Annotated in this window: 20 protein-coding genes and 2 tRNA genes; 4 read left to right on the forward strand and 18 right to left on the reverse strand. The window is 63.1% G+C overall.

Features of this window, described 5'->3' with window-relative positions; genetic code table 11:
- Positions 1 to 80: 80 nt before the first annotated feature.
- The 4 genes from ASC93_RS00455 to ASC93_RS00470 are packed head-to-tail and all read right to left on the reverse strand — an operon-like array spanning position 81 to position 7,119.
- Positions 81 to 1,520, reverse strand: a complete 1,440-nt coding sequence (locus tag ASC93_RS00455; RefSeq protein ID WP_056435342.1) for an efflux transporter outer membrane subunit — start codon at positions 1,518 to 1,520, stop codon at positions 81 to 83.
- Positions 1,513 to 4,695: an efflux RND transporter permease subunit gene (locus ASC93_RS00460; protein ID WP_056435345.1), complete on the reverse strand. Its 3,183-nt coding sequence runs from the start codon at positions 4,693 to 4,695 to the stop codon at positions 1,513 to 1,515. Before ASC93_RS00460 ends, ASC93_RS00455 begins: the two co-directional genes overlap by 8 nt.
- An 11-nt stretch (positions 4,696 to 4,706) precedes the next feature.
- Entirely contained in the window at positions 4,707 to 5,861 is a 1,155-nt protein-coding gene (locus tag ASC93_RS00465) for an efflux RND transporter periplasmic adaptor subunit (protein ID WP_229412493.1), read from the reverse strand.
- 28 nt (positions 5,862 to 5,889) lie between these two features.
- Entirely contained in the window at positions 5,890 to 7,119 is a 1,230-nt protein-coding gene (locus ASC93_RS00470) for an MFS transporter (protein ID WP_200958236.1), read from the reverse strand.
- A 95-nt stretch (positions 7,120 to 7,214) separates the two neighbouring features.
- Between ASC93_RS00470 and ASC93_RS00475 the strand changes: the two genes are divergently transcribed.
- The gene (locus ASC93_RS00475) at positions 7,215 to 8,102 is read left to right on the forward strand and encodes a LysR family transcriptional regulator (protein WP_056435351.1); all 888 of its coding nucleotides are present in this window, start codon (positions 7,215 to 7,217) and stop codon (positions 8,100 to 8,102) included.
- Positions 8,103 to 8,127: 25 nt separating this feature from the next.
- On the opposite strand, the gene ASC93_RS00480 is transcribed toward ASC93_RS00475, so the two are convergent.
- From ASC93_RS00480 to ASC93_RS00495, 4 genes are all read right to left on the reverse strand, one after another.
- Entirely contained in the window at positions 8,128 to 8,985 is an 858-nt protein-coding gene (locus ASC93_RS00480) for a DUF1684 domain-containing protein (RefSeq protein ID WP_082547664.1), read from the reverse strand.
- A gap of 78 nt (positions 8,986 to 9,063) precedes the next feature.
- The gene (gene asnB / locus ASC93_RS00485; protein ID WP_056435357.1) at positions 9,064 to 10,905 is read right to left on the reverse strand and encodes an asparagine synthase (glutamine-hydrolyzing); all 1,842 of its coding nucleotides are present in this window, start codon (positions 10,903 to 10,905) and stop codon (positions 9,064 to 9,066) included.
- Between the two features lie 94 nt (positions 10,906 to 10,999).
- Positions 11,000 to 11,260, reverse strand: coding sequence for an acyl carrier protein (locus ASC93_RS00490; RefSeq protein WP_056435360.1), 261 nt, complete (start codon positions 11,258 to 11,260; stop codon positions 11,000 to 11,002).
- 80 nt (positions 11,261 to 11,340) lie between these two features.
- Positions 11,341 to 12,345, reverse strand: coding sequence for an AfsA-related hotdog domain-containing protein (locus tag ASC93_RS00495; protein ID WP_082547666.1), 1,005 nt, complete (start codon positions 12,343 to 12,345; stop codon positions 11,341 to 11,343).
- Between the two features lie 268 nt (positions 12,346 to 12,613).
- Between ASC93_RS00495 and ASC93_RS00500 the strand changes: the two genes are divergently transcribed.
- Together ASC93_RS00500 and ASC93_RS00505 are read left to right on the forward strand one after the other, a co-directional pair.
- Positions 12,614 to 13,195: a YceI family protein gene (locus ASC93_RS00500; protein WP_056435366.1), complete on the forward strand. Its 582-nt coding sequence runs from the start codon at positions 12,614 to 12,616 to the stop codon at positions 13,193 to 13,195.
- Between the two features lie 111 nt (positions 13,196 to 13,306).
- The gene (locus tag ASC93_RS00505) at positions 13,307 to 14,272 is read left to right on the forward strand and encodes an LLM class flavin-dependent oxidoreductase (protein WP_056435369.1); all 966 of its coding nucleotides are present in this window, start codon (positions 13,307 to 13,309) and stop codon (positions 14,270 to 14,272) included.
- 16 nt (positions 14,273 to 14,288) lie between these two features.
- Here the strand turns inward: ASC93_RS00505 and ASC93_RS00510 are convergent.
- From ASC93_RS00510 to ASC93_RS00535, 6 genes are all read right to left on the reverse strand, one after another.
- A tRNA-Arg gene (locus ASC93_RS00510) sits at positions 14,289 to 14,365 on the reverse strand.
- Positions 14,366 to 14,439: 74 nt separating this feature from the next.
- Positions 14,440 to 14,516 (reverse strand) — tRNA-Pro (locus ASC93_RS00515).
- 60 nt (positions 14,517 to 14,576) lie between these two features.
- Positions 14,577 to 15,917: a phosphoglucosamine mutase gene (gene glmM, locus ASC93_RS00520; protein WP_056435372.1), complete on the reverse strand. Its 1,341-nt coding sequence runs from the start codon at positions 15,915 to 15,917 to the stop codon at positions 14,577 to 14,579.
- A gap of 18 nt (positions 15,918 to 15,935) precedes the next feature.
- The gene (folP, locus tag ASC93_RS00525; protein WP_056435376.1) at positions 15,936 to 16,778 is read right to left on the reverse strand and encodes a dihydropteroate synthase; all 843 of its coding nucleotides are present in this window, start codon (positions 16,776 to 16,778) and stop codon (positions 15,936 to 15,938) included.
- A gap of 85 nt (positions 16,779 to 16,863) precedes the next feature.
- Positions 16,864 to 18,747, reverse strand: coding sequence for an ATP-dependent zinc metalloprotease FtsH (gene ftsH / locus ASC93_RS00530; protein WP_056435380.1), 1,884 nt, complete (start codon positions 18,745 to 18,747; stop codon positions 16,864 to 16,866).
- Between the two features lie 243 nt (positions 18,748 to 18,990).
- On the reverse strand, positions 18,991 to 19,638 hold the full coding sequence (locus tag ASC93_RS00535) for an RlmE family RNA methyltransferase (protein ID WP_056435383.1): 648 nt from the start codon (positions 19,636 to 19,638) through the stop codon (positions 18,991 to 18,993).
- Positions 19,639 to 19,681: 43 nt separating this feature from the next.
- Between ASC93_RS00535 and yhbY the strand changes: the two genes are divergently transcribed.
- Positions 19,682 to 20,149 (forward strand): ribosome assembly RNA-binding protein YhbY, encoded by a 468-nt coding sequence (yhbY, locus tag ASC93_RS00540; protein WP_056435386.1) that lies wholly within the window; start codon positions 19,682 to 19,684, stop codon positions 20,147 to 20,149.
- 92 nt (positions 20,150 to 20,241) lie between these two features.
- On the opposite strand, the gene ASC93_RS00545 is transcribed toward yhbY, so the two are convergent.
- The 4 genes from ASC93_RS00545 to carA all read right to left on the reverse strand — a co-directional run bounded on the left by ASC93_RS00545 (position 20,242) and on the right by carA (position 25,691).
- Positions 20,242 to 20,682 carry a DUF4149 domain-containing protein gene (locus ASC93_RS00545; RefSeq protein WP_056435389.1) on the reverse strand — a complete coding sequence of 147 codons (441 nt, stop codon included), beginning with the start codon at positions 20,680 to 20,682 and terminating at the stop codon, positions 20,242 to 20,244.
- A 10-nt stretch (positions 20,683 to 20,692) separates the two neighbouring features.
- The gene (gene greA, locus ASC93_RS00550) at positions 20,693 to 21,166 is read right to left on the reverse strand and encodes a transcription elongation factor GreA (protein WP_056435392.1); all 474 of its coding nucleotides are present in this window, start codon (positions 21,164 to 21,166) and stop codon (positions 20,693 to 20,695) included.
- Positions 21,167 to 21,290: 124 nt separating this feature from the next.
- Positions 21,291 to 24,521 (reverse strand): carbamoyl-phosphate synthase large subunit, encoded by a 3,231-nt coding sequence (gene carB / locus ASC93_RS00555; protein WP_056435395.1) that lies wholly within the window; start codon positions 24,519 to 24,521, stop codon positions 21,291 to 21,293.
- Positions 24,522 to 25,691: a glutamine-hydrolyzing carbamoyl-phosphate synthase small subunit gene (carA, locus tag ASC93_RS00560; RefSeq protein ID WP_056435398.1), complete on the reverse strand. Its 1,170-nt coding sequence runs from the start codon at positions 25,689 to 25,691 to the stop codon at positions 24,522 to 24,524. It lies immediately after the preceding gene.
- Positions 25,692 to 26,070: the final 379 nt, after the last annotated feature.

The raw sequence follows: 26,070 nt of genomic DNA on the forward strand, positions 1-26,070 counted from the left end.
TCGAGCCCGCCGTTCGGGGCGGTACGCGCCACCTATGGTATGGCGCATACCGCCCCGTGTCGTGACGCGCTGCAGCCGTATCAGCGGATTCCAGCCGACAGCGACGCGGATGCAGGCATCTGTTGCGGCCATCCACCTGCGAGTTCCTTGAACAAGGCCACCGCCGCGACCGCGCTGCGGGTCCGTCCTTCGGCAAACGCATCCTGCGCCCGCAACTGCTCACGCTCGGCGTCGAGCACTTCATAGACACCGATGGTGCCGGCTCGCAGTTGCTCACGTGCGATTTCGACCGCATGGCTGCTGGCAGACGCGGCTTGCTCGAGGTGCTCGTCCTCGCTGCGCGTGCGCGCGTAGCGGATCAGGGCATTTTCGGTATCCTCCAGCGCCAGCAACACCGTTTGCTGGTACGTCGACAGCAGGCCGGCAGCGGCGGCATCGCTCGCCGCGATACGTGCGCGCACACGACCCGCATCGAGAAACGACCAATCGACGTTCAGACCCAGCAGACTGGTGTCCCGCTGGTTCGTGAACAGGTCGCCGGAACGGAAGGCGAACGTGCCGAGCATCCCCGAGAGTCTGACATGAGGAAACAGATCCGCGCTCGCGACGCCGATCCGCGCGGTGGCCGCGTGCAGGCGCTGCTCCGCCGCCGCGATGTCCGGGCGGCGGCGCAGCACGATGGCGGGCGTTTCAGGATCGACCGCCGGGGGCAATGCAGGCAGCGCGGCGGGAACGTCGAGCTCGGCGATCAGGGCCTCGGGCGGACGGCCGGTCAATACCGCGAGACGGTGTTCGTCGACGGCAATGCGCGCCTCCAGCGCGAACACGCGCGACGTGGCCGACTCGAGCTGCGCACGCGCGCGCGCAACATCGAAATCGGAACTGCGGCCGGCCTCCATCCGCGCGCTGATGATACGCAATGTTTCACGTTGCTTATCGATGCTTTCGCGCGCCACCCGCAGGCGCTCCTGCGTACCTCGCAAATCCATATAGGCGCTGGCGACCTGCCCCACGATGATCACCTGCAAGGCTTTCAGGTCCTCGGCGAGGGCGGCAGTCTCGGCGCGATGCGCCTCGACGTCGCGCCGCACTTTACCGAACACGTCCAGCTCCCAGCCGGCATTGACGCTGGCGCCATGGACGTCGTTGCTGCGCTGAAAGCCGTACGCCTGGTCCACGCTCAGTTTTTGATGCCCCGTGTTGGCGTTCACGTTCACGGTGGGGTAATGACCGGACTTGGCTTCACGCAATAGCGCTGTCTCACTGTCGTACCTGGCCAAGGCAACGCGGAGGTCGTTGTTGGCAGACAGCGCCTGCTCGACCAGGCTGGTCAGTTGCGTATCGCGGAAAGCCTGCCAGAACTCGGCATTGACCATCGGTGCAGCCTGGGTGCTGCCGGCCTCGGCACGAGCAAAGTGTTCGATCGCCGGCGCCGCCGGCTGGCGATAATCCGGACCGGCCGCGCAAGCGGCGAGGAGCACGGCCGGCAGCGCCAGTACGCTTTGTCTCAGCTTATTCATGTTCTAATTCCTTCAAGACGCTTCCCGTTGCGATGATCGGAGCGGCGCCGACCATCCTCGCGCCGAAAGTCCGCAGCGCAACATAAAACACCGGCGTCAGGAACAGGCCGAACAAGGTCACGCCCAACATCCCGGCAAAGACCGTCACCCCGGTGGCCTGACGCACCTCGCTGCCGGCACCGTGGCCAAACAGCAGGGGCACCGACCCGGCGATGAAGGCCGCGGACGTCATGATGATCGGGCGCAGGCGCAGCCGGCAGGCTTCCAGCGCGGCCTCGACGATACCCTTGCCCTGGAGCTCCAGTTCGCGCGCGAACTCGACGATCAGGATGGCGTTCTTGCACGCCAACCCCATCAGTACGACCAGGCCGACCTGCACGAAGACATTGTTGTCGCCACCCGCCAACCGGACGCCGAGCAGTGCCGAACACATGCACACCGGAACCATCAGGATCACCGACAGCGGCAGCGTCCAGCTTTCATAGAGCGATGCCAGCACCAGGAAGGCCAGTATCACCGAGAGCGAAAACACGACGATCGCGGCATTGCTCTGATTCATTTGTTGGTAGCTGATGTCGGTCCACTCCAGCGTAATCCCGGGCGGCAGTACCTTCTGGGCGATCTCGGTCAGTTTGGCGGTGGCCTGCACGGACGAAAACACCTTCGGGTCGGCATCACCGATCAGGTCCGCGGCAGGATAGCCGTTGTAGCGCATCACCGGGTCGGGTCCGTAGGTCGGCACGACCGTCGCCATGGAGCCGATCGGCACCATCTCGCCCCGTGCATTGCGCGTGCGCAGGCTGGTAATGTCCGTCGCCTGCACGCGATGCGCCGAGTCGGCCTGGGCGATTACGCGGTAGACACGACCGAACATATTGAAGTCGTTGATATAGGTCGAGCCGAGGTAGGTCTGCATCGTCCCGAACAAGTCGGTCAGTGCAACGCCTTGTGCCTTGGCCTTGTCGCGATCGACCTTGACCTCGAATTGCGGAATGTTGGCCTGATACGAACTGACCGGAAAGGTCATGCCGGGCGTTTGCGCCACCGCCGCCTGGAAGTCGGTCAGCGCCTTCTGCAATGCGCCGTAGCCCAACCCTGCGCGATCCTCCAGATACAGCGAGTAGCCCGAGCCGTTGCCCAGTCCCTGGATCGGTGGCGGCAGCAAGGCATAGGCGAAGCCGCCCTTGATGGCGGAAAACTTTTCATTGAGTTCCGCATTGATCTCCGCCGCGCTGCGGCTGCGCTGGTCGAACGGCTTCAGGATGACGTACGACGCCGTGAGGTTGGGCGTATTCACCGTCTGCAGGGCGTTGAGCCCGGCGTAGCCCGACACCATGTCGACCCCCTCTACCTTGCGCGCGGCTTCAATCATCTTGCGCGTCACGTCTTCCGTGCGCGTGAGCGAAGCGCCCTCGGGCAGCTTGGCGCCGGCGAACAGATAGAGCTTGTCCTGGGTCGGGATGAAGCCGCCGGGTATGGCACGGAACAGGAACCCGGTGGCGATCAGCAGGCCGGCATAGATGACGAACACCTTGCCGCGATGGCCCAGGGCACGCGCCACGCCCTTTTGATAGCGGTCGGCGTCGCGCTGGAACATCCGGTTGAACGGGCGGAACACCCATCCGCAGCTGCGGTCGATCAGGCGCGACAGGGCGTCCCCCGGCGCGTTGTGCGCCTTGAGCAGCTTGGCCGCGAGCGCCGGCGACAAGGTCAGGGAGTTGATCGCGGAAATCACGGTCGAGATGGCGATGGTGACGGCGAACTGCTTGTAGAACTGGCCGGTGACGCCGCCAAGGAACGCCATGGGCACGAACACGGCGCAGAGCACCAGCGCGATCGCGATGATCGGTCCCGACACCTCGCGCATCGCCTGGTGGGCCGCCGCGCGCGGAGTGAGGCCTTGCGCGATGTTGCGTTCGACGTTTTCCACCACCACGATCGCATCGTCGACCACGATGCCGATCGCCAATACGAGGCCGAAGAGGGTCAGCGTATTGATCGAGTAGCCGAGCAGATAGAGCACGCCGAACGTGCCCACCACCGACACGGGCACCGAGACGAGCGGAATGATCGACGCCCGCCAGGTCTGCAGGAACAGGATCACCACCAGGACCACCAGCAACACCGCCTCGATCAGGGTGTGCTGGACGGCGCGGATCGATTCGCGCACGAAGACGGTCGGGTCCCAGATCACGTGATACGAGATACTCGGCGGAAAGTTGGCCGACAATTCATGCAGCTTGGCGTACACCGCGTCGGCGACCGACAACGCATTGGCGCCCGGCGACAGGAAGATGCCGATCGTCGAGCCGTTCTCGCTGTTCTGGAAGACCCGCATCGTGTAGTCGCCGGCGCCGAGCGACACGCGCGCCACGTCGGACAGGTGCACGATCTGCCCGTCCGCGCCGCTCTTCAGCACGATATTGCCGAACTCCTTTTCGCTGCGCAGCCGTCCGCGCACATTGATGGGGACCAGGAAATCGGTGCCCTTCGGCGACGGCTCGGCCCCCAGCTGGCCGGCCGACACCTGCACGTTCTGTTCGCGTACCGCGGCAATCACGTCGGACGTGGTCAGGCCGTGCGAGGCCAGCTTGTCCGGATTGAGCCAGAGCCGCATGGCGTAGTCGCCCGAACCTTGCAGGCCCGCATCGCCGACGCCCGGCAGGCGGGTCATTTCGTCCTTGATGTGCAGGGTCAGGTAGTTCCGCAGATACAGCGGGTCGTAGCGGTTGTCGGGCGAGTAGAGGCTGACGTACATCAGCGGCGTCGGCGACTGCTTTTGCGTGGTGACACCGTACTGGCGCACCTCGTCCGGCAGGCGGGTCAAGGCCTGGCTCACCCGATTCTGCACGCGCACGGCCGCGGTATCGGGGTCGATGCCCGGCTGGAAAGTCACCACGACACGCAGCCCGCCATCGGAACTGGCCACCGACTTCATGTACATGATGCCTTCGACGCCGTTGATCGCCTCCTCCAGCGGCGTCGCCACCGACTCGGCGATCTCCTGTGGATTGGCGCCCGGATAGGCCGCCCGCACGACCACGCTGGGCGGCACTACCTCCGGGTACTCGGCGACCGGCAACAACGGGATGGCGATCGCGCCGGCGGCAAAGATGATGATCGACAGCACGATAGCGAATATCGGCCGGTCGATGAAGAACTTGGAAAAATCCATTGAGCTGCCCTTCATTTTGCGTCCGCCAGCTGCGCCACCGGTGCGCCCATGGCGACGACGGTCGGCTTGACCGGCGCGCCGGGATAGAAGACCCTCTGCAGGCCGTCCACGATGACGTAATCCTTGGTGCTCAGGCCCGACTCGACCACCCGGAGCCCATGGTTGACGGCGCCCAGTGTCACCTCCCTGCGCTCGGCCTTGTCGCCCGCGCCGAGCACGTAGACATACTTGCGGTCCTGGTCGGTCAATACCGCCTTGTCGTCGATCAGGGACGCCTCGGACGGCGCCAGGCCGGCGAACTGGACGTGCGCGTACAGGCCCGGCGTGAGCTGGTGATCAGGGTTTTGCAACACCGCGCGCATGTGGTTCGTGCCGGTGGAAGGATCGACGCGGTTATCGAGAAACTTCAGGCGGCCCTGGTGCGGGAAGCCCTGCTCGTTGATCAGTCCGACCCGCACGGACAGCGCGTCTTTCGACCCGCGCCGCGCCTTGGCCAGATAGCGCAGGTAATTCTCTTCGTCGGGATAGAAGTCCACGTAGACCGGATCCTGCGACACCACCGTGGTGAGCACCGTCTGGTTGGCCATCGCCAGATTGCCGACCGTCAGCATGGCGTGGCTGACACGCCCCGTGACGGGTGCCCGCACCTCGGAGAATTGCAGGTCGAGCTTCGCCGCCTCGACGGCGGCCCTGGCGGCGATGACGTCGGCCCGGCTCTGCTCGTACTCGGCCTTGGTCCGTTCGGCCTCTTCCTGAGACGTGGCATTCTTCTTGAACAAGGCACTACTGCGCTGCGCCTGCTTCTCCGCCAGCACCGCGCCGGCTTGCGCCCGTTCCAGGCGCGCCGTCGCGATGTCGAGGGCGGCGCGGTAGGGGCGCGGGTCGATGACGAACAGCAGGTCCCCCTTGCGCACCTCGCCGCCTTCGTCGAAGGCAATGCGCTCCACATAGCCGGTGACCCTGGGCCTGATCTCGACCGCATCGACGGCGCTGATGCGGCCGTTGAATTCATCCCACTGCTGTATCGGTTTGGACAAGACCTTGGCCACGCTGACGGCCGCCGCCGGCGCGGCGCCGCCGGCGGCCTTGTGCTCGCCGCAGCCGGCCAGCAGGCACAGCGCCGCCGATGCCATCACGAGCTTGTACGGCATTTCCAATGGTTTCATGGACGCGCCTCCTGATGAATACGATCGGTCATGACGCGTTCGCTTCTGCTTCTGCACTGTTGAGCTCGTGCGCGCCGCCTGCCGCCGGAAAGCCGGCGCTGCGGGCGTTCAGGACAACCAGCAATGCCAGGGTGAGCAGGACCAGCAGCATCCACGGGAAATACATCACGTTGTAGCTGTTCAGCACGATGCCGCCGATGATGCCGCCGCCTGCGATCGCGATATTCCACACGGTCACGACGATGGATTGGGCGATGTCGGCCACGCTGCCGGCGGCCTTGGCCGACGCCGTCTGGAACAGCGTCGCGGTGCCGCCGTAAGCCAGGCCCCAGAGTGCGATGCAACCGTACACGACCATCGGATTCGTGGCCGCCCACAAGCCGAGCATCAACGCTGCCGCGGCGAACAGCACCGTGCTGGCGATCACCAGCTCGCGCAGCCAGCGGTCGATCAGCGCGCCGATGACCCAGATGCCGGCGAGCGCGGCGATGCCGAACACGAACAGCACCATGTCGATCTTGTCCGCCATGCCGAGCGGCGACAGGAAAGGCACGATGTAGGTGTACAGGATGTTATGCGCCAGAATGTAGGACAGCGTAACGAACATCACGGGTTTGACGCCCGGCACGGCCATGACTTGCGTGAGCGGCACCCGGCGTCCGGCGGCCTGGCCCGGGAAGCGCGGGAGCGTGAAGGCCATCCAGATCACCAGCAGCAAGGTGAGCACGCTCATCATGCCGAACGTATATTGCCAACCGAGGACCTTGCCCAGGAAGGCGCCGGTCGGACTGCCGATGGTCAGCGCCAGCGGCGTACCCACCATCGCGATGGCAATGGCGCGTCCTTGCTGGTTCGGGGGCACCATGCGCGCGGCGTAGCCGACCACGAGCGACCACAGCAACCCGGCGAAGACGCCGGCAAAGAAGCGCGCGACCAGGGTCACGTCGTAATTGGTCGACAGCGCCGTCACTGTGTTGACGACGGCAAAACCGCCGACGGCAATCAAGAGCAGCGATTTTCTTCCCCATGTCTGGGTCGCTACCGTCAATGGAATCGCCGCGACGATCGAGCCGATCGCGAAGATGCTTACCAGCTGCCCGACCAGCGGCTCCGACACGCCCAGGCTTGCGCCCATTTGCGGCAGCAATGCCGACGGCAGGGTTTCGGTCAGGATCGTGATGAAGATCGATGTTGCCAATGCCAGGAGGCCGCTTAGCGGCAGTCCCGCCTTTTTCACCTTGCTATTCTCGCTTTTCATAATGTCATCCATAGTGGTTGATATCGCCTTGCTAATGCCAGCCGGCACAAGGTATATTGCAGCGGAGACGATGAAAATAGCCGGAAATACAACCTATGCTTGCAGAAACGCATTTTCAGGTAAGCTCCAACGACTTGGAGATCATCCTGGCGACGGTCAGGGCAAGAACCATGAGCGATGCAGGCAAGCGCCTGGGCATCGACGGCTCGACGGTATTCAGGGCGATCCAGCGGCTGGAAAAGGGATTGGGGCAGCAGTTGTTCGCGCGCTCGCGCAACGGCTCGCACCCGACCGAGCTGGCGCTGAAGCTGGCGCAGCATGCGGAACGTATCGAGATGGAGCTGGAAGGCGCGCGCACGGCCGTCCAGCAAAGCCAGGACGGACTGGTTTCGGGATTGGTGCGGCTGACCACCACCGACACGGTCTTGCACGGCCTCGTGTTCCCCATGCTGGCGGATCTGGCCGCAGCGCAGCCCTTGCTGCAGTTCGAACTCACCACCGGCAACGATCTCACCAGCCTGGCCAAGCGCGACGCCGACATCGCCCTGCGGGTCACGCGGCAGCCGCCGCATTACCTCATCGGCAAGCATCTCGGCCAGATCCGCTTTGCCTTGTTCGGGCCCCGGCCGGACAAGATGCCCGGCGTCGACACGTCCAATCTGGCGCTGTGCAACTGGGTGGCGCCGGACGATGCCCTGCCCGACCATTCATCCGTGGTGTGGCGCAGACGGGAGTACCCGTCGGTCATGCCGCGGCACAAGGTCAACAGCATGTTGTCCGTCACCACAGCCATCGCTTCCGGCCTCGGCATCGGGCTGATACCGTTGTTCCTGGCGCAGCATCGCGACGACCTGGTGCAATTGTCGGATCCGATCGACGAATGTGAAACGCAGCTCTGGTTGCTGACTCACGTCGAGTCGCGGCAAATACCCCGGGTGTCGACGGTCTACGCCTATCTGGCCGACCATTTGTCGTTGACGTAGCGGGGAGCGCCACGGCGACGGGCCGTCACGCCCCCCGGTGCCCGCGATAGCGTTTCTCGCCGACGGTCACCCGCACGTCCAACGCGTTTTCCGGCGGTGCGATCGGGCAGTTCGCATAAGGGGTGAAGGCGCTGGGCGGGTTATGCGCCTTGTTGAAATCGAGCACCAGTTTGCCGTCCGCGGGCGACGCGGCATACAGAAAGCGGGCCTTGTCGTAGGTTTCCTCGCCCGACGTCCGGTCGGCGAGGACGAAGAACAGGTCCCCACCTGATTTCTCCTGGTAAGGCAGCAAGGTATGTGTGCGGCCGTGCAACCGGAACCGGGCCTTGCCGGGCACATCGACCGTACTCACGCTGCCAAGCCGACGGTTCAGACTGAGCTTGTAAGGGGTGGCGAACGGCACCCAGTCCGCAATCACGCGCCATGCCGGATCGACCGCGAAGTAATCCAGTCCGGCGAACTGCACGCTCCCGGCCGCCTTCTCGTCCTTGACGCGCAACGCCTTGCGGCCATAGCGATGGATCACGAACAGGCTCGCCGTGCCGAAGCTGACGACGGACGGCGCCTTCCCGATGCCGGCATCGTCGAACAGCCTGGCCTCGTGCACGGGACTGCCGTCGATCTTCGCATCGCTGCCGGCCGGCAGCCGGATCCAGACCTCCCCGCTCGCCGTCAGCGTGACGACACCCAGGTGGGCGGGACCGTGCCGGAACACGATATCGTTGTCGGCGGCGCTGCCAATCCGGTTGTCGCCAGGCTCCAGCCAGCCGAAGCCCGTCAGGCTCAGCCAGCCGGAAGGCGCCAGCAGATCGGCGAGGCGTTGCGCCTGCCATTGGCTGATCTGTTGCAGGTAGTCTGCCGGCATCGTATCGGGCTCGCGCATATCGGTTCCAATCCTCATTCATGATCGATGCGGCGCCCGGCACCGGCTTGCCGCCGGGCGGGCGCCGCCGGGGCGGTCCTAGACGGCAAGCTCCAGGTCGTACTCCTTCATCCAGCGATTGAGCGACAACGTCGCCTCCAGGCTGCCGCGGTTGTACGGATGGCTCACGGCGGCATCGGTCCGTTTCGTCCACGTGCCGGCCTTCTTCAGGTCCAGCAGCGGGCGGGCGGGCGCGTTGCTGTCGGCCAGCAATTCCGCCAATTCGTCGCGCAGCCCGTTTTCGTACCTCGGATCCTGCGTGGCCGGGTATGGCGTCTTGACACGGTTGTAGATCACCTCCGGCAACACCTCCTTGGCGGCAGCGCGCAGCAGGCTCTTCTCGCGCCCATCGGCATTCTTCATGTGCCAGGGTACATTGAAGACGTAGTCCACGAGGCGGTGGTCGCAGAACGGGACACGCACCTCCAGGCCGACCGCCATGCTCATGCGATCGTTGCGGTCGAGCAGCGTCTGCAAGAACCGGGTCAGGTTCAGATAGGTGATCTCGCGCATGCGCCGGTCGACGGCCGACTCGCCCGGCAACACGGGCACCTCTTTCAACGCCTCCAGATAGCGTTCCTTGCGATACGCCTCGATATCGAGCTGGCCGCGCAGGTCCGGATCCAGCAGCCCCAGGCCGCCGAAGTAGCGGGACGAGCCCGGCGTCAACCAGGGGAACGTGTCAGCCTGGATCGCCGCCGGATTATGGAACCACTTGTAGCCGCCGAAGATTTCATCCGCCGCTTCGCCGGACAGCGCTACCGTCGAATGGTTCTTGATCGAGCGGAACAACAGATAGAGCGACGGCCACATGTCGCCCCAATAGACCGACGGCATGTCCAGGGCGCGCAGGACATTGCTGCGAACCGTCTTGTCCAGCAACTCGCTACTGTCCAGCAAGACTTCGGTGTGCTCCGCGCCGACGTGCTCGGCCAGCGCCCGCGCGAAGGGGGCATCCGGTGCGCCACGGACCGCATCGACCTCGAAATTCTTCATGTTGTTCTTGAAGTCGACGGAAAACGAGCGGACTTTCCGTGACCCCTGGCTTTGCGCGGCGAATCCCGTGATGGCGGACGAATCCAGGCCGCCGGACAGCAAGGTGCATATCGGCACATCCGCAACCATCTGGCGGGTCACCGCATCGGACAGGATGTCGCGCACCGTGCGCACGGTCGTACCGTAGTCGTCGGTGTGCGGCGCAGCCTGGAGCGACCAGTAGGCGCGCTTCGACAAGCCCTTCCGGCTGAATCGCACGATATGGCCGGGACGGACTTCGAACATGCCGTCATACACCGTCTGCTCGGGCGTCTTGATCATGTCGAAGATCTCGCGCAGCCCGTTCATGGATAAACGCCGGCGCGCGGCGGGATTGGCCAGGATGGCCTTCGGTTCCGAACCGAACAGGATACCCGTGGGCGTCGGATAGTAATACAGCGGCTTCACGCCGATCCGGTCGCGGATCAGCACCAGTTCTTCCGTGCGGCGGTTCCAGATGCCCAGCGCATACATGCCGTTCAGGCGGCTCGTCATGTCCTCGCCCCATTGCAGATACGCCTTCAGCAGGACCTCCGTATCGCTTTCCGTTTCGAACGCATGGCCGGCCGACTGCAGCTCCTTGCGCAGCTCGCGATAATTGTAGATCTCGCCGCAAAACGTCAGCACCGCCTGGGCCATTCCCATCGTCCCGGCTTCCATCGGCTGACGGCCTCCGGACAGATCGATAATCGACAGGCGCCGGTGGCCAATGGCCGCATGCGCGTCGTGCCATATGCCGTCGGCATCCGGTCCGCGGTTCGCCAGCGATTCAGTCATCTGCTTGAGCACATCGACTTTCGTGCTCATGTTCAATTCGAAGTCCACCCAACCGGTAATTCCGCACATATACTTACTTCCCCAATGTAAAATGTTCGTTTCGACGCTGGCATGCCCGTAGATACCGGCCGACTATTCGAAGCCGGTCCGGCCGTTTCAATCCTTACGCCGGCACCATGCACTTCCGTACCAGCTCGAACAGCTCGGCGGGGCTTTTTGCGGACGCCGCTTCCTCGAATCCGATGCGGATTCCATAACGCGATTCGAGTTGTGCGACGACAGAAAGAAAGGTGAGAGAATCCACGCCCAGATCGTCGAACCTGGTACTCAGGTTATCCATGCCGATACTGATTTCCGCTGATTCGTCCTGCTCGCCGACTTCGTTGATGAGTTCGATCAGGCTTTTGATGTCAAAGTTTTCCATTTGCATATCCTTCAGTGGGTTGTGAATCGATTGAATACGATTGGCTGGCGGAAGGTGCGATTTGCCGGCCGAATAGCCGGTCAGGTCATGCGCCGCACGCCGATTTCGAACGTGGAAATCGTCCTGTCCAGTTGCGAAACAGTTACGAACACGGTGGCGTTCAACTGATCCCTGTCGTCCACGCGGACATTCGCCGTCGCCTTGGTCGGCAACTGCAGCTCGCCGACGGTCTCGAACGTCGACTTGCATTTCCATACGTCCAGTTCGACGGCATCGACATCGAAAATGCGAGCCATGGCATACAGGGCCATCTGCCTGCTCACCTCGATCTGGATCATGGCGTAGATGTGTTCCGTCGCACGATCGAACAGCACGGGATGCCGGGTGTCGATCCGGGCCATGGCTTCGTAGCGTCCAATGTCGACGAGTCGCAGGCTGTGCAGGACGATATTGTGGGGATTTATCCGCGCCACTTCGGCGGGTTTCAATTCCGTACGCGGCGCGGGCGGAATCGCCATGTCCGGCGCAATATTGCGTTCCCGCTTCATGATCTGGCGGATCTCACGCCATTTGCCGCGTTCCAGCCAGGTTTGCCGGATCCGGATATGTGCGATTTCCACGCCGTCCGTGGTGGCCAGCGCATAGAACCACAACAGCCCGTAGGTAACGCCACTGCGCTTTTTCCATTCCCTTTCGATCGTGCTTTTCACCACGAGCCGGACGGGCTGCCCCGCATAGTTGTCGTCGAAGATTGCCGATCGCTCCATTAACAGGTTGGCGTCGAGTTCCTGGAACAGGAATTGGTAACCATTTCCTTCCAGCGGCACGCCGAATTGCGTATGCGCCACGACAAAACAGGCCTGCCGGCAGATTTCGATCAGCGCCACGAGATCAAAGCGCCTGGCGTCGACAATATGCTCGCAATAAAAGCCATGCGACCGGGGAAGCTGTGCATACAGCAAAGTCCCTTTATCGGACTGCGCCTCGTAATCCGTCAACAACACCTGATCGATGGATACCTTGTGGACCAATGCTTTCGAGAGCGTCCCTTCAAATGGAAACTTGGCTTCTGCTTGAACGGCCATATTATCTTTCTCCGTATTGTTGTTCGTGATAAGTTTGTATTGGATAATGGAAACATCACTTGAGGCTGAAGCAATGCTGAATGCGGTCCGATGGCGCTTGGTACACCAGGTCGATCAGTCTTCCCGAATCGTGGCACTGCAATAGTATTAAGAGGGACGGGGTCACGCGGAAGGCGTTAGGAGCGAATAACATTTATTCAAGCCGTAGGCATAGCCGCTCGTCCATATACGGTAATATTGGACGCTTATTGTCTTGATAGGAGTTGCCGTGGCCGTGCTTACCCGCACCCTCATCGGCGCGTTGATTTGCGCGCCAATATTCACTGTTCAGGCTGCGCCGGTGACTTACGAAATCGATGCCACCCACACGTTCGTCCTGCTCAGTCGCAGCAATTTCGGCTTTTCCAATCCGATGATCGTCGCCAATATCGACCGGGGAACCCTGGTATTCGATCATGACGATCCATCGAAATCCTCGGTACGCGTCACGCTGCCGGTGGCCAGGATCAATACCTTTGTCCCGCAACTCGACACCGAATTCAGGAGCCCGATGTTCTTTGACATCGCCAAATTCCCGAACATCACCTTCGAGAGCACGCGCGTGAAAGCCATCGGTAACGGCAAATACACGATTACCGGAAACCTGACGGCCCACGGCATCACCCGTCCGGTCGTGCTGCATGCGCGGCTGAACAAGGCTGGCGAGAATCCGATGACAAAGCGCCAGGCAATCGGCTTCGACGCCACCGGCACCCTGAAACGATCGGAGTTCGGCCTGGGCTTCAACATCCCCAACGTCAGCGACGAAATCGCGCTGAAGCTGACGATGCAAGGCGATGCCACGAAGTGATGTGATGCAACCAAAGACGTCGGGTGCATGAAGCAACCGGCATTTCAAGTGATACACAAGACAACTTTTTGGGATTTGTTATGACACCTGTTTTTTGCCCGGAGCTCGCCCATGTCTAATGCTTCGCACCGCAGCGATCAGCCCGCACTCGACGCCCTGCGCCTGCCGGGCCGCGCCAGCCTCGGCCTGCTGCTCCCGGCCGACAACGACTGGGCGCGCTGGAGCGGCCGGGGCGTCTCGATGCCGAACCTGGCCCAGACCACCCACCACGTGCGCCTGGCCGACGAAATCGGCTTTCGCGGCGCCTGGCTGCGGGACGTCCCGACCTTCGATCCAACCGACGGCGATCCGGGCCAGGTGTTCGATCCGTGGACCTATCTCGGCTACCTGGCCGCCGTGACGCGCCGCATCACCCTTGGCACGGCGGCAGTGGTCACCCCGCTCGACCACGACCTGCACCTGGCCAAGCGCGCCGCCAGCGTCGACGTGCTGTCGAACGGACGTTTCGTGCTGGGCGTGGCGACCGGAGACCGTCCGCTCGAATATGGGGTGTTCGGCGCCGAGTATGCGAGCCGCGGCGAACGCTTCCGCACCACGGTCGAGCGCCTGCCCGGCCTGTGGTCCGGCGAGGCGGCGGCACACCGGAGTTTCGGCGCGACCCCGTTCGAAATCGCGCCTCCGCCGGCGCAACGGCGCCTGCCGCAAGTGGTGGTGGGGCGCGCCCAGCAATCGCTCGAATGGATTGCCGCGCATGCCGACGGCTGGTTCAGCTACGCCGGCTCGATCGACCAGTTGACCGCGCTGAGCCGGGACTGGGAAGCGGCCCAGCAGGCATGCGGCTGCGCCGGCAAGCCGCTGATGATGGCGCTGCGCGTGGTGCTCGAAGCCGACCGCAACGCGCCCTTGTCCTACTTCCCGATGGGCATACGCGCCGGCATCGGTGAACTGAAGCGCTATCTGGAACAGCTGTACGGGGCCGGCATCGCGCACGTGGCGTTGAATTTGCGGATGAGCGTGCGGCCGGTGGCACAGGTGCTGGAAGAGATCGGGCGGGAGCCCGGGCTGCTGAACAACTAAGCGGCGACGGGATGATTGGCCTGCCCAGCAGGGTTCGAACCTGCGACCCTCAGCTTAGAAGGCTGATGCTCTATCCAACTGAGCTATGGGCAGTCGCGAGCGCATACGACGAGGTACGGCTTCACAAATGAAAACGGGCCGTCGACGACAGCCCGTTTGCAAGACGGTGGTCGGAGTACAAGGATTCGAACCTTGGACCCCCTGCTCCCAAAGCAGGTGCGCTACCGGGCTGCGCTACACTCCGATTGGAACGATCATACCCCGCCGGGCGGGAAGCGTCAATGAACGCTCCCCGGCGCGACGATCAGACCTCGAAGCGTGCCGCGATGCGCTTGGCCATCGATTCGGCCAGTTCCGCGTGCTTCGCTTCCACCATGACGCGCACGAGCGGTTCCGTCCCCGACGGGCGGATCAGGACGCGGCCATTGTCGCCCAGTTCGCGCTCGACGTTGTCCTTCTCGGCCACGACGGCCGCATTCTTCGTCCAGTCCGTGCCCGGCTGCACACGGACGTTGATCAGGGTCTGCGGATACAGTTTCAGGTCGCTGCAGCAGTCGGCCAGGCCACGGCCGGAACGCTTGAGCGCCGTGAGGACCTGCAGTGCCGAGACGATGCCGTCGCCGGTGGTGTGCTTGTCCAGCGCCAGCAGGTGGCCCGAACCCTCGCCGCCCAGCAGCCAGCCCTGCTCCTGCATCATTTCAAGCACATAGCGGTCGCCGACCTTCGCGCGCGCGAAGCCGATGCCCATTTCCTTGAACGCCACTTCGAGCGCCATATTGGTCATCAGGGTGCCGACGGCGCCGGCCACCGGACCGGTTGCCATGCGCGCCCGCACCATCACGTACAGCAGCTCGTCGCCGTTGTACAGGCGGCCGGCGGCATCGCACATGATCAGGCGGTCGGCGTCGCCGTCCAGCGCGATACCGAGGTCGGCCTTGTGCTCGACGACGGCCGCGGCCATCGCCTTGGGCGACGTGGCGCCGACACCGTCGTTGATGTTGAAGCCGTCCGGCTTGGTGCCCAGTTCCACGACTTCCGCGCCCAGCTCATGGAATACGTGCGGGGCGATGTTGTAGGCGGCGCCGTGGGCGCAGTCGACGACGATCTTCAGGCCGCGCAGGTCGAGTTCGTTCGGGAACGTGCTCTTGCAGAATTCGATGTAACGGCCCTGCGCATCGCGCAGGCGCGTGGCGCGGCCCAGTTTTTCCGACGACACGCAGCCCATCGGCTGGTCGACCACCTCTTCGATCTCGAGCTCGACGGCGTCCGGCAGCTTGGTGCCATGACCCGAAAAGAACTTGATGCCGTTGTCCTGGAAAGGATTGTGCGACGCCGAAATGACGACGCCCGCCTGCAGGCGCAGCGCGCGTGTCAGGTAGGCGATGGCCGGCGTCGGCATCGGGCCGGCCAGCATCACGTCGACGCCCGCCGCCGAGAAACCGGCTTCCAGCGCGGCTTCAAGCATGTAGCCGGAAATGCGCGTGTCCTTGCCGATCAGGACCGTGGGACGGTCATGCGTGCCGGCCTTGTCCTTGGCCAGCACCTTGCCGGCCGCATAGCCCAACCGCATTACAAAGTCAGGGGTGATGGGCGATTTGCCCACCAGCCCGCGAACGCCATCGGTACCGAAATATTTGCGTGCCATTAATTAAATTCTCTTCATCTATTGATTATTCGTGGTGGCCGCTTGCCAGACCTTCAGCGCATCCACCGTCTCTGCCACATCATGGACCCGCACGATACGGGCGCCCTGCGCTACCGCAGCGAGCGCGCCGCCCAGGCTTCCTGCCAGGCGCTGCTCCACGCTGCGCCCCGTCACGGCGCCGATCATCGATTTGCGCGACACCCCCGCCAGGACGGGCAGGCCTAATTCGCTTTCCATACGGCTTATGCTACGAAGCAAAGCGTAATTATGCTCGACACTCTTCCCAAAACCAAATCCAGGATCGATCGTGATGCGTTCGCGCGCCACGCCGGCCGCCAGCAGCGCATCGACCCGCTCGCGCAGGAAGCCGATCACGTCGGCCGCCACGTCCCCGTATTCGGGCTGCGCCTGCATGTCCTGGGGGGTGCCCTGCATGTGCATCACGCACAGCGCGCAGTCGCTGTCCTTCACGGCGTCGATGGCGCCCGGTGCCCGGAAACCATTGATGTCGTTGATCAGGTCGGCACCCGCGATGATCGCCTCGCGCATCACTTCCGGCTTGCAGGTGTCGATCGACAGCGCATGACCCAGTTCGCGCAACGCGTAAATCGCCGGCATGACGCGGCGCAGTTCTTCGTCGACGGGCACGCTGGGCGAGCCGGGACGCGTGGATTCGCCGCCGATGTCGATGATGTCGACGCCGTCCCTGATCATCTGTTCGGCCCGCTCCACGGCGAATTCGAGGGCCTGGTAACGGCCGCCGTCGGAAAAGGAATCGGGGGTAACGTTGAGGATGCCCATGACCAGGGGGCGCCGGGCGAGGTTATAGCCGAAACGGCCGCACTGCAGATATTGACGCATGACGAAACACCAACTGATTGAACAATAAAAAGGCACCCGCTCGGGGTGCCTTCCGTGGATGACCCGGCTACCGCCGATTGGCGATTCAGGCCGGTGCGGTCGCGTTCTGGGCGACGCCGCCACCGCTGTCGCTCGGGGGCGTGCGCTTGGTCAGCACCACCGACTTCGGCGGACGCGGCTCGCGGCCGGCCATGATGTCGTTGATCTGGTCGGCGTCGATGGTTTCCCATTCGAGCAGCGCCTTCGTCATCACTTCGACCTTGTCGCGGTTTTCTTCGAGCAGGCGGTGCGCCAGCGCATACTGCGAGTCGAGGATGTTGCGGATCTCGGCATCGACTTTCTGCTGCGTGGCTTCGGAAATGGTCTTCACGGAGCCGCCGAAGAAGCCTTCGTTCGCGTCGTCCTCGTAGACCATCACGCCCATGCTTTCCGACATGCCGAAGCGGGTCACCATCGAACGGGCCAGCTTGGTGGCGCGGGCGAAGTCGTTCGATGCGCCGGTCGACATCTGGCCGACGAAGATTTCCTCGGCGATGCGGCCGCCGAACAGGATCGAGATTTCTTCCAGCATCTTGTCCTTGTAGCCGGACAAGCTGTCGTGCTCGGGCAGTTGCCAGGTCAGGCCGAGGGCAAAGCCGCGCGGCATGATCGTGACCTTGTGCACGGGATCGGCCTTCGGCAGCAGCTTGGCGATCACGGCGTGGCCCGACTCGTGGTAGGCCGTGTTGCGGCGTTCTTCCTCGCGCATGACCATCGACTTGCGCTCCGGCCCCATGAAGATCTTGTCCTTCGCATCTTCGAAATCGTTCATCTCGACGAGGCGCTTGTTGCGGCGCGCGGCGAACAGGGCCGCTTCGTTGACGAGGTTGGCCAGGTCGGCGCCGGAGAAGCCCGGGGTGCCGCGGGCCAGGATGTCGGCCTTCACGTCGGTGCCGATCGGCACTTTACGCATGTGCACGTTCAGGATCTGCTCGCGGCCGCGGATGTCCGGCAGGCCCACCATCACCTGGCGGTCGAAACGGCCCGGACGCAGCAGCGCCTTGTCCAGCACGTCGGCGCGGTTGGTCGCGGCGATCACGATCACGCCCGACGATGCCTCGAAGCCATCCATCTCGACCAGCAGCTGGTTCAGCGTCTGTTCGCGCTCGTCGTTGCCGCCGCCCATGCCGGCGCCGCGGTGGCGGCCGACTGCGTCGATCTCGTCGATGAAGATGATGCAGGGCGAATGTTTTTTCGCGTTCTCGAACATGTCGCGCACACGGGACGCGCCCACGCCGACGAACATCTCGACGAAGTCGGAACCGGAGATCGAGAAGAACGGCACCTTGGCTTCGCCGGCGATGGCGCGGGCCAGCAGCGTTTTACCGGTACCCGGGGGGCCGACCATCAGCACGCCGCGCGGGATGCGGCCGCCCAGTTTCTGGAACTTGGTCGGGTCCTTGAGGAAGTCGACGATCTCGCCCACTTCTTCCTTCGCTTCGTCGCAGCCGGCGACGTCGGCGAACGTGACGGTGTTGTTCGTTTCATCCATCATGCGCGCCTTCGACTTGCCGAACGAGAACGCCCCGCCCTTGCCGCCGCCCTGCATCTGGCGCATGAAGAACACCCAGACCCCGATCAGCAGCAGCATCGGGAACCAGGAAATGAAGACTTGCTGGAGGAACGACGGTTCCTCGGGCGGCTTGACGTCGAAGCGCACGTTGTTGTCGCGCAGGTCGCCGATCAGGCCACGGTCGAGCATGGTCGCGGTGGTGCGCACCTTCGTGTCGTCGGTACGGGTCGCGGTGATGCTCGACCCTTCGATCACGACGTCCTTGATGCGTTTTGCCTTGACGTCATCGAGCAGCTCGGAATAAGCAATGGTCTTGCTGCCGCCCGCGACGCTATGGTTGTCGAACTGCTTGAACAGCATGAACAACAGCAGTGCGACGACCACCCAGATGGCGGATTTGGAAAACATATTATTCACGAAGACTCCTCTGATGCGAACGCATCTTTTCCCATTTTTTCAAAGGCAGATTCTACCGCATTCAGCAGGCCGTGCCACGCACGCCCTCCTATGGTGCCTATACGCCACTATAAACGGTTTTTATTTCCACTGCGCAGGCATCATGAACATTCCATCCCACAGCGGACGTGGGTGTGGCTGTCCTTTGCTGATGTGCGGCTGCGCTCCCGGAAATCAAGGGCGGCGCCGTCGATTTTCGCAATTTCAGCTCGCTGGATTCTTCAGACCACGTCCGAGCAGGAAGATTTCCGATGATTTGTCGCGGCTGGCCTTCGGTTTGATCTGTTTGACGACCTTGAATTCAGTGCGGAACTTCTCAAGGATTTGCGTAAACCCCATGTCCTTGAAGCATTTCACTAACAATGCGCCGGATGGTTTGAGGTGCATTTGAGAGAACTCAATAGCGAGATCGATCAAATCCTCCATGCGCGCCGCATCCGCCGACGGAATGCCGGACAGATTCGGTGCCATATCGGACAGCACGAGATCGGCCATGCGGCCCTCGAGCACGCCGGCCAGCTCGTCGAGCACGCTTTCCTCGCGAAAATCACCCTGAATAAAATGCATGTCGGCAATCGGCTCCATGGGGAGCATGTCCAGGCCGATCATCGTGCCCTTGATGCCGCCCTCGTCGCCGCCGGCGAGCTTGCGCCGGGTGTACTGGCCCCAGCTGCCCGGGGTGCAACCGAGGTCGACGATCACCTGGCCCGGCTTGATGAGCTTTTCGCTTTCGTCGATTTCTTTCAGTTTGTAGGCCGCACGTGCCCGGTAGCCCTCTTTCTGTGCCAATTTGACATAAGGATCGTTGATGTGATCGTGGATCCAGTTTTTATTGAATTTGTTCTTGGCCATTCGCGTAAAATACTGCTTTTAATAGGTATCTCAAAATAACATCATGATCAAACTTACCCCGGTCGAGCGTGCCGCGCTGCGTGCGGAAGCCCACGGACTCAATCCTGTCGTCATGATCGGCGAAGCCGGCCTGACCGCGGCCGTCATGAAGGAAATCTCGTCCAGCCTGGATGCGCACGGCCTGATCAAGGTGCGCGTGTTCGGCGACGACCGTGAAGCGCGCGTCGCGATCTACGAACAGATCTGCGGGGAACTCGACGCCGCCCCGGTCCAGCACATCGGCAAACTGCTCGTGCTGTACCGCCCGAAGAAGGACGAGGTCAAGGAACGTTCGACCAAGTCCGGCAAGGGCCTGCGCGAAGTCACCATCGTCAAGCCGAGCCCGAGCGGCACCAAGAAGCCGAGCGTGACCAAGGTCCTGCTGAAAGGGAACGAGCGCGTCACCCAGGGCGGCAACATCAAGCGGGCCAAGCCCCGCCAGGCCAGCACCAAGAAGACGGTCCTGAAATAATCCGTATTCAAAAAAATCAACCGGGGCCGCTGCCCCGGTTTTTTTTCGCGTCGGCGGCATGGTGGGCACGGGGCGCCCACCAGACGCCCGCATTATCGTGCCTTCACGACCAGCAGCGCGCCCAGGATGGTCTCGACCAGGTACAACCCCTGCGACACCCCATGCAGCGCCGCGAACGTCCCCCATTGCGGCGACGCCCGCACGCCGGCCGGTCCGGCCGCCGCGCGGATCGCCGCCATCGTCGGCTGCAGCCCCAGGTAGACGATGAGGCTGCACGCCAGCATCCCGCCAATCACCCCGTACAGCCAGCGCTTGCGGCGCGCATCGAGGTCGGTGGCACGTGCCACCAGCAACCCGAGCAGCACCGCCAGCGCGATCGCGAGCCAGGCCGAGCGCGTCAGCATGATGCCGACGACATTGCCGGCCTGCGTGCTGTCGAGGACGGCGAACGCGCTCGGCGCGGCCAGGTAGCTGACCGTCCACACGCTGCCGGCCCACAGGGCGGCCAGCAGCAACCGCGCGTTGGCGAGCATTGTCGCGGACTCAGATGTAGCGGACTTCCAGGATTTCGTATTCGCGCGGACCGGACGGGGCTTGCACTTCGACCACGTCGCCGGCGTATTTGCCGATCAGCGCACGCGCGATCGGCGACGTGACGGAGACCTTGTTCTCCTTGAGGTCCGCTTCATCCATGCCGACGATCTGGTACGTGACTTTCTGGCCGTTGTCGAGGTCTTCCAGGTCGACGGTGGACGCGAACACGACGCGGCCCTCGGCGTCCAGCGTGGACGGGTCGATGACCTGCGCGGTGGACAGCTTTTGTTCCAGCTCGGCGATGCGGCCTTCGACGAACGCCTGGCGCTCCTTGGCGGCGTCGTATTCGGCGTTTTCGGACAGGTCACCATGCGAACGCGCCTCGGCGATCGCATCGATCACGTTGCGGCGTTCCTTGGTCTTGAGCTGGTGCAGCTCTTCCTTCAACTTCTCGGCGCCGAATTTGGTCAATGGAGTGTTCATGGCTATCTGTTCTCAGTGTTTGCGGACGTACCAAGTGAAAACCACAGAGCCGCACGGCGCAAGCCGCGCGAACTCTGTGGTCTTTGGTACTGCTAAGCGTTACTGCAATCTTACTGCATTGCGCTTAGTTTAAGGTTTTATGCAGGCCTTGTAAATCGTACACCCGCAACTCGTCCAGGTGGCGCATGCCCTGCACGGCCGCCTCGGCGCCGGCGATGGTCGTGTAGGTGACCACGCGCGACTGCAGTGCCGACGTACGGATCGTGCGCGAGTCGGCGATGGCGCTGCGCTTCTCTTCGACCGTGTTCACGACCATCGCGATCTCGTGGTTCTTGATCATGTCGACGATGTGCGGACGACCCTCGATCACCTTGTTGACCGCGGTGACCGGGATGCCGGCGGCGGCGATGACGGCCGCGGTGCCCTTCGTCGCGACGAGCGTGAAGCCCAGGTCGACGAGGTCGCGCGCCACCTTCACGGTACGCGGCTTGTCCGAGCCCTTCACGGACAGGAACACGCGGCCAGTCTCCGGCAGGATGATGCCGGCCGCCAGCTGCGACTTGACGAACGCTTCGCCGAACGTCATGCCCACGCCCATCACTTCGCCCGTCGACTTCATCTCGGGGCCGAGGATCGTGTCGACGCCCGGGAATTTCACGAACGGGAACACGGCTTCCTTGACGCTGTAGAACGGCGGGACGATCTCTTTCGTGATGCCCTGCTGTGCCAGCGTCTGGCCCACCATGCAGCGCGCGGCGATCTTCGCCAGCTGCAGGCCCGTCGCCTTCGACACGAACGGCACGGTGCGCGATGCGCGCGGGTTCACTTCCAGCACATACACGGTATCCACTAGCTGGCCCTCGACTTCCGACTGCTGGATCGCGAACTGCACGTTCATCAGGCCGACGACGTTCAGCGCCTTCGCCATCAGCGAGGTCTGGCGCTTCAGTTCATCGATGGTCGCCTGGGACAGCGAGTACGGCGGCAGCGAGCACGCGGAGTCGCCCGAGTGCACGCCGGCCTGCTCGATGTGTTCCATCACGCCGCCGATGAACGTCGTCTCGCCGTCCGAGATGCAGTCGACGTCGACTTCGATCGCGTCGTTCAGGAAGCGGTCCAGCAGCACCGGCGAATCGTTCGACACCTTGACGGCTTCGCGCATGTAGCGTTCGAGGTCGCGCTGCTCGTGGACGATCTCCATCGCGCGGCCGCCCAGCACGTACGACGGACGCACGACGAGCGGATAGCCGATCTCGGACGCCAGCGCCAGTGCTTCGGCTTCCGTGCGTGCGGTGCGGTTCGGCGGCTGGCGCAGGCCCAGGTCCTGCAGCAGCTTCTGGAAGCGCTCGCGGTCTTCGGCGGCGTCGATCATGTCCGGCGACGTGCCGATGATCGGCACGCCGTTCTTTTCCAGGTCGAGCGCCAGCTTCAGCGGGGTCTGGCCGCCGTACTGGACGATCACGCCTTCCGGCTTTTCCAGCTCGACGATTTCGAGCACGTCTTCCAGGGTCAGCGATTCGAAGTACAGGCGGTCGGACGTGTCGTAGTCGGTCGACACGGTCTCCGGGTTGCAGTTGACCATGATGGTCTCGTAGCCGTCTTCGCGCATGGCGAGGGCCGCGTGCACGCAGCAGTAGTCGAACTCGATGCCCTGGCCGATGCGGTTCGGACCGCCGCCCAGCACCATGATCTTCTTCTTGTCGGTCGGATTCGACTCGCACTCCTCGTCGTACGTCGAGTACATGTATGCGGTGTTCGTCGCGAATTCGGCGGCGCACGTGTCCACGCGCTTGTAGACCGGACGGATGCCGAATGCGTGGCGCTGCGCGCGCACGGCTTCCGGCGTCGTCTGCATCAGGAACGCCAGGCGGCGGTCCGAGAAGCCCTTCTGCTTGAGTTTATACAGCGTCGGCTTGTCGAGGCTCTCCAGCTTCTGGTGATCCAGCCACAGTTCGATGTCGACGATTTCCTTGATCTGGATGAGGAACCACGGATCGATCTTGGTGAGGTTGTGCACCTCTTCCAGCGTGAAGCCTTGCGCGAAAGCGTCGCCCACGTACCAGATGCGCTCCGGACCCGGCTCGCCCAGTTCTTCCTCGATCTTTTCGCGGTCGCGGGTCTTTTCGTTCAGGCCATCGACGCCGACTTCGAGGCCGCGCAGCGCTTTCTGGAACGATTCCTGGAACGTGCGGCCCATCGCCATCACTTCGCCGACGGACTTCATCTGCGTGGTCAGGTGCTTGTCGGCGGTCGGGAATTTCTCGAACGTGAAGCGCGGGATCTTGGTGACGACGTAGTCGATCGACGGTTCGAACGAGGCCGGGGTCGCGCCGCCGGTGATCTCGTTGCGCAGTTCATCGAGCGTGAAGCCGACAGCCAGTTTCGCCGCCACTTTGGCGATCGGGAAGCCGGTCGCCTTCGATGCCAGCGCGGACGAACGCGACACGCGCGGGTTCATCTCGATGACGATCATGCGGCCGTCCTTCGGGTTGATCGAGAACTGCACGTTCGAGCCGCCCGTGTCGACGCCGATCTCGCGCAGCACGTTGATCGACGCGTTGCGCATGATCTGGTATTCCTTGTCCGTCAGCGTCTGCGCCGGCGCGACCGTGATCGAGTCGCCCGTGTGCACGCCCATCGGGTCCAGGTTCTCGATCGAGCAGACAATGATGCAGTTGTCCTTTTTATCGCGGACGACTTCCATCTCGTACTCTTTCCAGCCGAGCAGCGACTCTTCGATCAAGAGTTCCGACGTCGGCGACGCTTCCAGGCCGCGCTTGCAGATCGCTTCGAATTCTTCTTCGTTGTAGGCGATGCCGCCGCCCGAACCGCCCATCGTGAACGACGGACGGATGATGGTCGGGAAGCCCAGTTCGCGCTGCACGGTACGGGCTTCGTCCATCGAGTGGGCGATGCCCGAACGGGCCGAACCGAGGCCGATCTTGGTCATCGCCTGCTTGAACTTGAAGCGGTCCTCGGCCTTGTCGATGGCTTCCGGTGTCGCGCCGATCAGTTCGACCTTGTACTTGTCCAGCACACCGTGGCGATGCAGGTCCAGCGCGCAGTTCAGCGCCGTCTGGCCGCCCATCGTCGGCAGGATCGCGTCCGGGCGCTCCTTGTCGATGATGCGCTCGACGGCCTTCCACGTGATCGGTTCGATGTACGTGACGTCGGCCGTTTCCGGGTCCGTCATGATGGTCGCCGGGTTCGAGTTGACGAGGATGACCTTGTAGCCTTCTTCGCGCAGCGCCTTGCAGGCTTGCGCGCCGGAGTAGTCGAATTCGACCGCCTGGCCGATGACGATCGGGCCAGCGCCGATGATCAGGATGCTTTTAATATCAGTACGTTTTGGCATTTATTTCTTCTCGCTGGCGTGAGCTTGCATCTTGCTGATGAAACGGTCGAACAGGTAGGCGACGTCGGTCGGGCCGGGCGACGCTTCCGGGTGGCCCTGGAAGCAGAACGCCGGCTTGTCGATGCGCTCGAAGCCCTGCAGCGAACCGTCGAACAGCGAGACGTGGGTCACGCGGCAGTTGGCCGGCAGCGTGGCCGCGTCGACTGCGAAGCCGTGGTTCTGGGACGTGATCAGGACTTGTTTCGAATCCAGGTCCTGCACCGGGTGGTTGGCGCCGTGGTGGCCGAACTTCATCTTGACGGTCTTCGCGCCCGAGGCCAGCGCCATGATCTGGTGGCCGAGGCAGATGCCGAACGTCGGCACGCCCGACTCGATCACTTTCCTGGTCGCAGCGATCGCGTAGTCGCAGGCGGCCGGGTCGCCCGGGCCGTTGGCCAGGAAGATGCCGTCCGGGTTCAGCGCGAGGGCTTCCTCGGCGGTGGCTTGCGCCGGCAGCACGGTGATCTTGCAGCCGCGTTCGGCCAGCATGCGCAGGATGTTGCGCTTGACGCCGTAGTCGAAGGCGACCACGTGGTACTGCGGGCTTTCTTGCTTGCCGTAGCCTTCGCCCAGCTTCCATTCGGTTTCGGCGAACGCGTACGGCTCCTTGACGGAGACGACCTTCGCCAGGTCCATGCCGTTCAGGCCGGGGAACGAGCGCGCCAGTTCCAGCGCCTGCGATTCGAGCGGTTCGTTGCCTTGCGTCCCGGTCAGGATCGCGCCGTTCTGGGCGCCCTTTTCGCGCAGGATGCGGGTCAGCTTGCGGGTATCGATACCGGCGATGGCGACCACGTTCTCGGCCTTCAGGTAGTCCGACAGCGATTGGGTGGAGCGGAAATTCGAGGCCAGCAGCGGCAGGTCACGGATGATCAGGCCGGCGGCATGCACCTTGGTCGCCTCGACGTCTTCGAGGTTGACGCCGTAGTTGCCGATGTGCGGATAGGTCAGCGTCACGATCTGGCGCGAGTAGCTGGGGTCGGTCAGGATTTCCTGGTAACCGGTCATGGCGGTATTGAACACCACCTCCCCGATCGTGTGACCGGCGGCGCCGATCGAATATCCTTTGAAAATGGTTCCGTCTGCCAGGGCTAGGATGGCTGGAACGGCTGGGCCAGAAAAAAATGGCGGCAAGGGCAACTCCCGATAAAGTTGCCGTAGGCTGCGCCACGTCAGACCGGCCTGAACAGGGTGTGGGCACGCATTTCGCCCAGTGTCACAGGTCGCTAGATTGAGGTATGGGTGGGGTAGTCGCTACGGCAGATAAGTGATGGCTAAACCTCTGAATTATAGCGCGATTTATATCGGCCGGCAATCGCCTTCCCTGCCATTTTCGTCTAAATACCCCGGCTGAACTCGGTAGGGTGGGCACCCCCGTGCCCACGCGCACCGCCAACACGACGCCAACACCGCCAACGCACCGCATACGTCACGCGTGGGCGGAGGGCCGTGTATGGCACAGAGACATGAGTGACACTTGTCCAGAGACATAGGTGACACATGCCTAGTCATT

Source organism: Massilia sp. Root335 (assembly GCF_001425685.1).
In the GTDB taxonomy this organism is placed as follows: domain Bacteria; phylum Pseudomonadota; class Gammaproteobacteria; order Burkholderiales; family Burkholderiaceae_D; genus Telluria; species Telluria luteola.

Excerpts from the sequence above, each read along its gene's own strand:
- ASC93_RS00475 (WP_056435351.1), top strand. The coding sequence starts at position 7,215 with ATGCTTGCAGAAACGCATTTTCAGGTAAGCTCCAACGACTTGGAGATC.
- ASC93_RS00505 (WP_056435369.1), top strand. The coding sequence starts at position 13,307 with ATGTCTAATGCTTCGCACCGCAGCGATCAGCCCGCACTCGACGCCCTG.
- folP (WP_056435376.1), bottom strand. The coding sequence starts at position 16,778 with ATGCGTCAATATCTGCAGTGCGGCCGTTTCGGCTATAACCTCGCCCGG.
- ASC93_RS00460 (WP_056435345.1), bottom strand. The coding sequence starts at position 4,695 with ATGGATTTTTCCAAGTTCTTCATCGACCGGCCGATATTCGCTATCGTG.
- ASC93_RS00480 (WP_082547664.1), bottom strand. The coding sequence starts at position 8,985 with ATGCGCGAGCCCGATACGATGCCGGCAGACTACCTGCAACAGATCAGC.
- ASC93_RS00455 (WP_056435342.1), bottom strand. The coding sequence starts at position 1,520 with ATGAATAAGCTGAGACAAAGCGTACTGGCGCTGCCGGCCGTGCTCCTC.
- ASC93_RS00535 (WP_056435383.1), bottom strand. The coding sequence starts at position 19,638 with ATGGCCAAGAACAAATTCAATAAAAACTGGATCCACGATCACATCAAC.
- ASC93_RS00495 (WP_082547666.1), bottom strand. The coding sequence starts at position 12,345 with ATGGCCGTTCAAGCAGAAGCCAAGTTTCCATTTGAAGGGACGCTCTCG.
- yhbY (WP_056435386.1), top strand. The coding sequence starts at position 19,682 with ATGATCAAACTTACCCCGGTCGAGCGTGCCGCGCTGCGTGCGGAAGCC.
- ASC93_RS00465 (WP_229412493.1), bottom strand. The coding sequence starts at position 5,861 with ATGAAACCATTGGAAATGCCGTACAAGCTCGTGATGGCATCGGCGGCG.
- ASC93_RS00470 (WP_200958236.1), bottom strand. The coding sequence starts at position 7,119 with ATGAAAAGCGAGAATAGCAAGGTGAAAAAGGCGGGACTGCCGCTAAGC.
- glmM (WP_056435372.1), bottom strand. The coding sequence starts at position 15,917 with ATGGCACGCAAATATTTCGGTACCGATGGCGTTCGCGGGCTGGTGGGC.
- carB (WP_056435395.1), bottom strand. The coding sequence starts at position 24,521 with ATGCCAAAACGTACTGATATTAAAAGCATCCTGATCATCGGCGCTGGC.
- ASC93_RS00490 (WP_056435360.1), bottom strand. The coding sequence starts at position 11,260 with ATGGAAAACTTTGACATCAAAAGCCTGATCGAACTCATCAACGAAGTC.
- ASC93_RS00545 (WP_056435389.1), bottom strand. The coding sequence starts at position 20,682 with ATGCTCGCCAACGCGCGGTTGCTGCTGGCCGCCCTGTGGGCCGGCAGC.
- greA (WP_056435392.1), bottom strand. The coding sequence starts at position 21,166 with ATGAACACTCCATTGACCAAATTCGGCGCCGAGAAGTTGAAGGAAGAG.
- asnB (WP_056435357.1), bottom strand. The coding sequence starts at position 10,905 with ATGTGCGGAATTACCGGTTGGGTGGACTTCGAATTGAACATGAGCACG.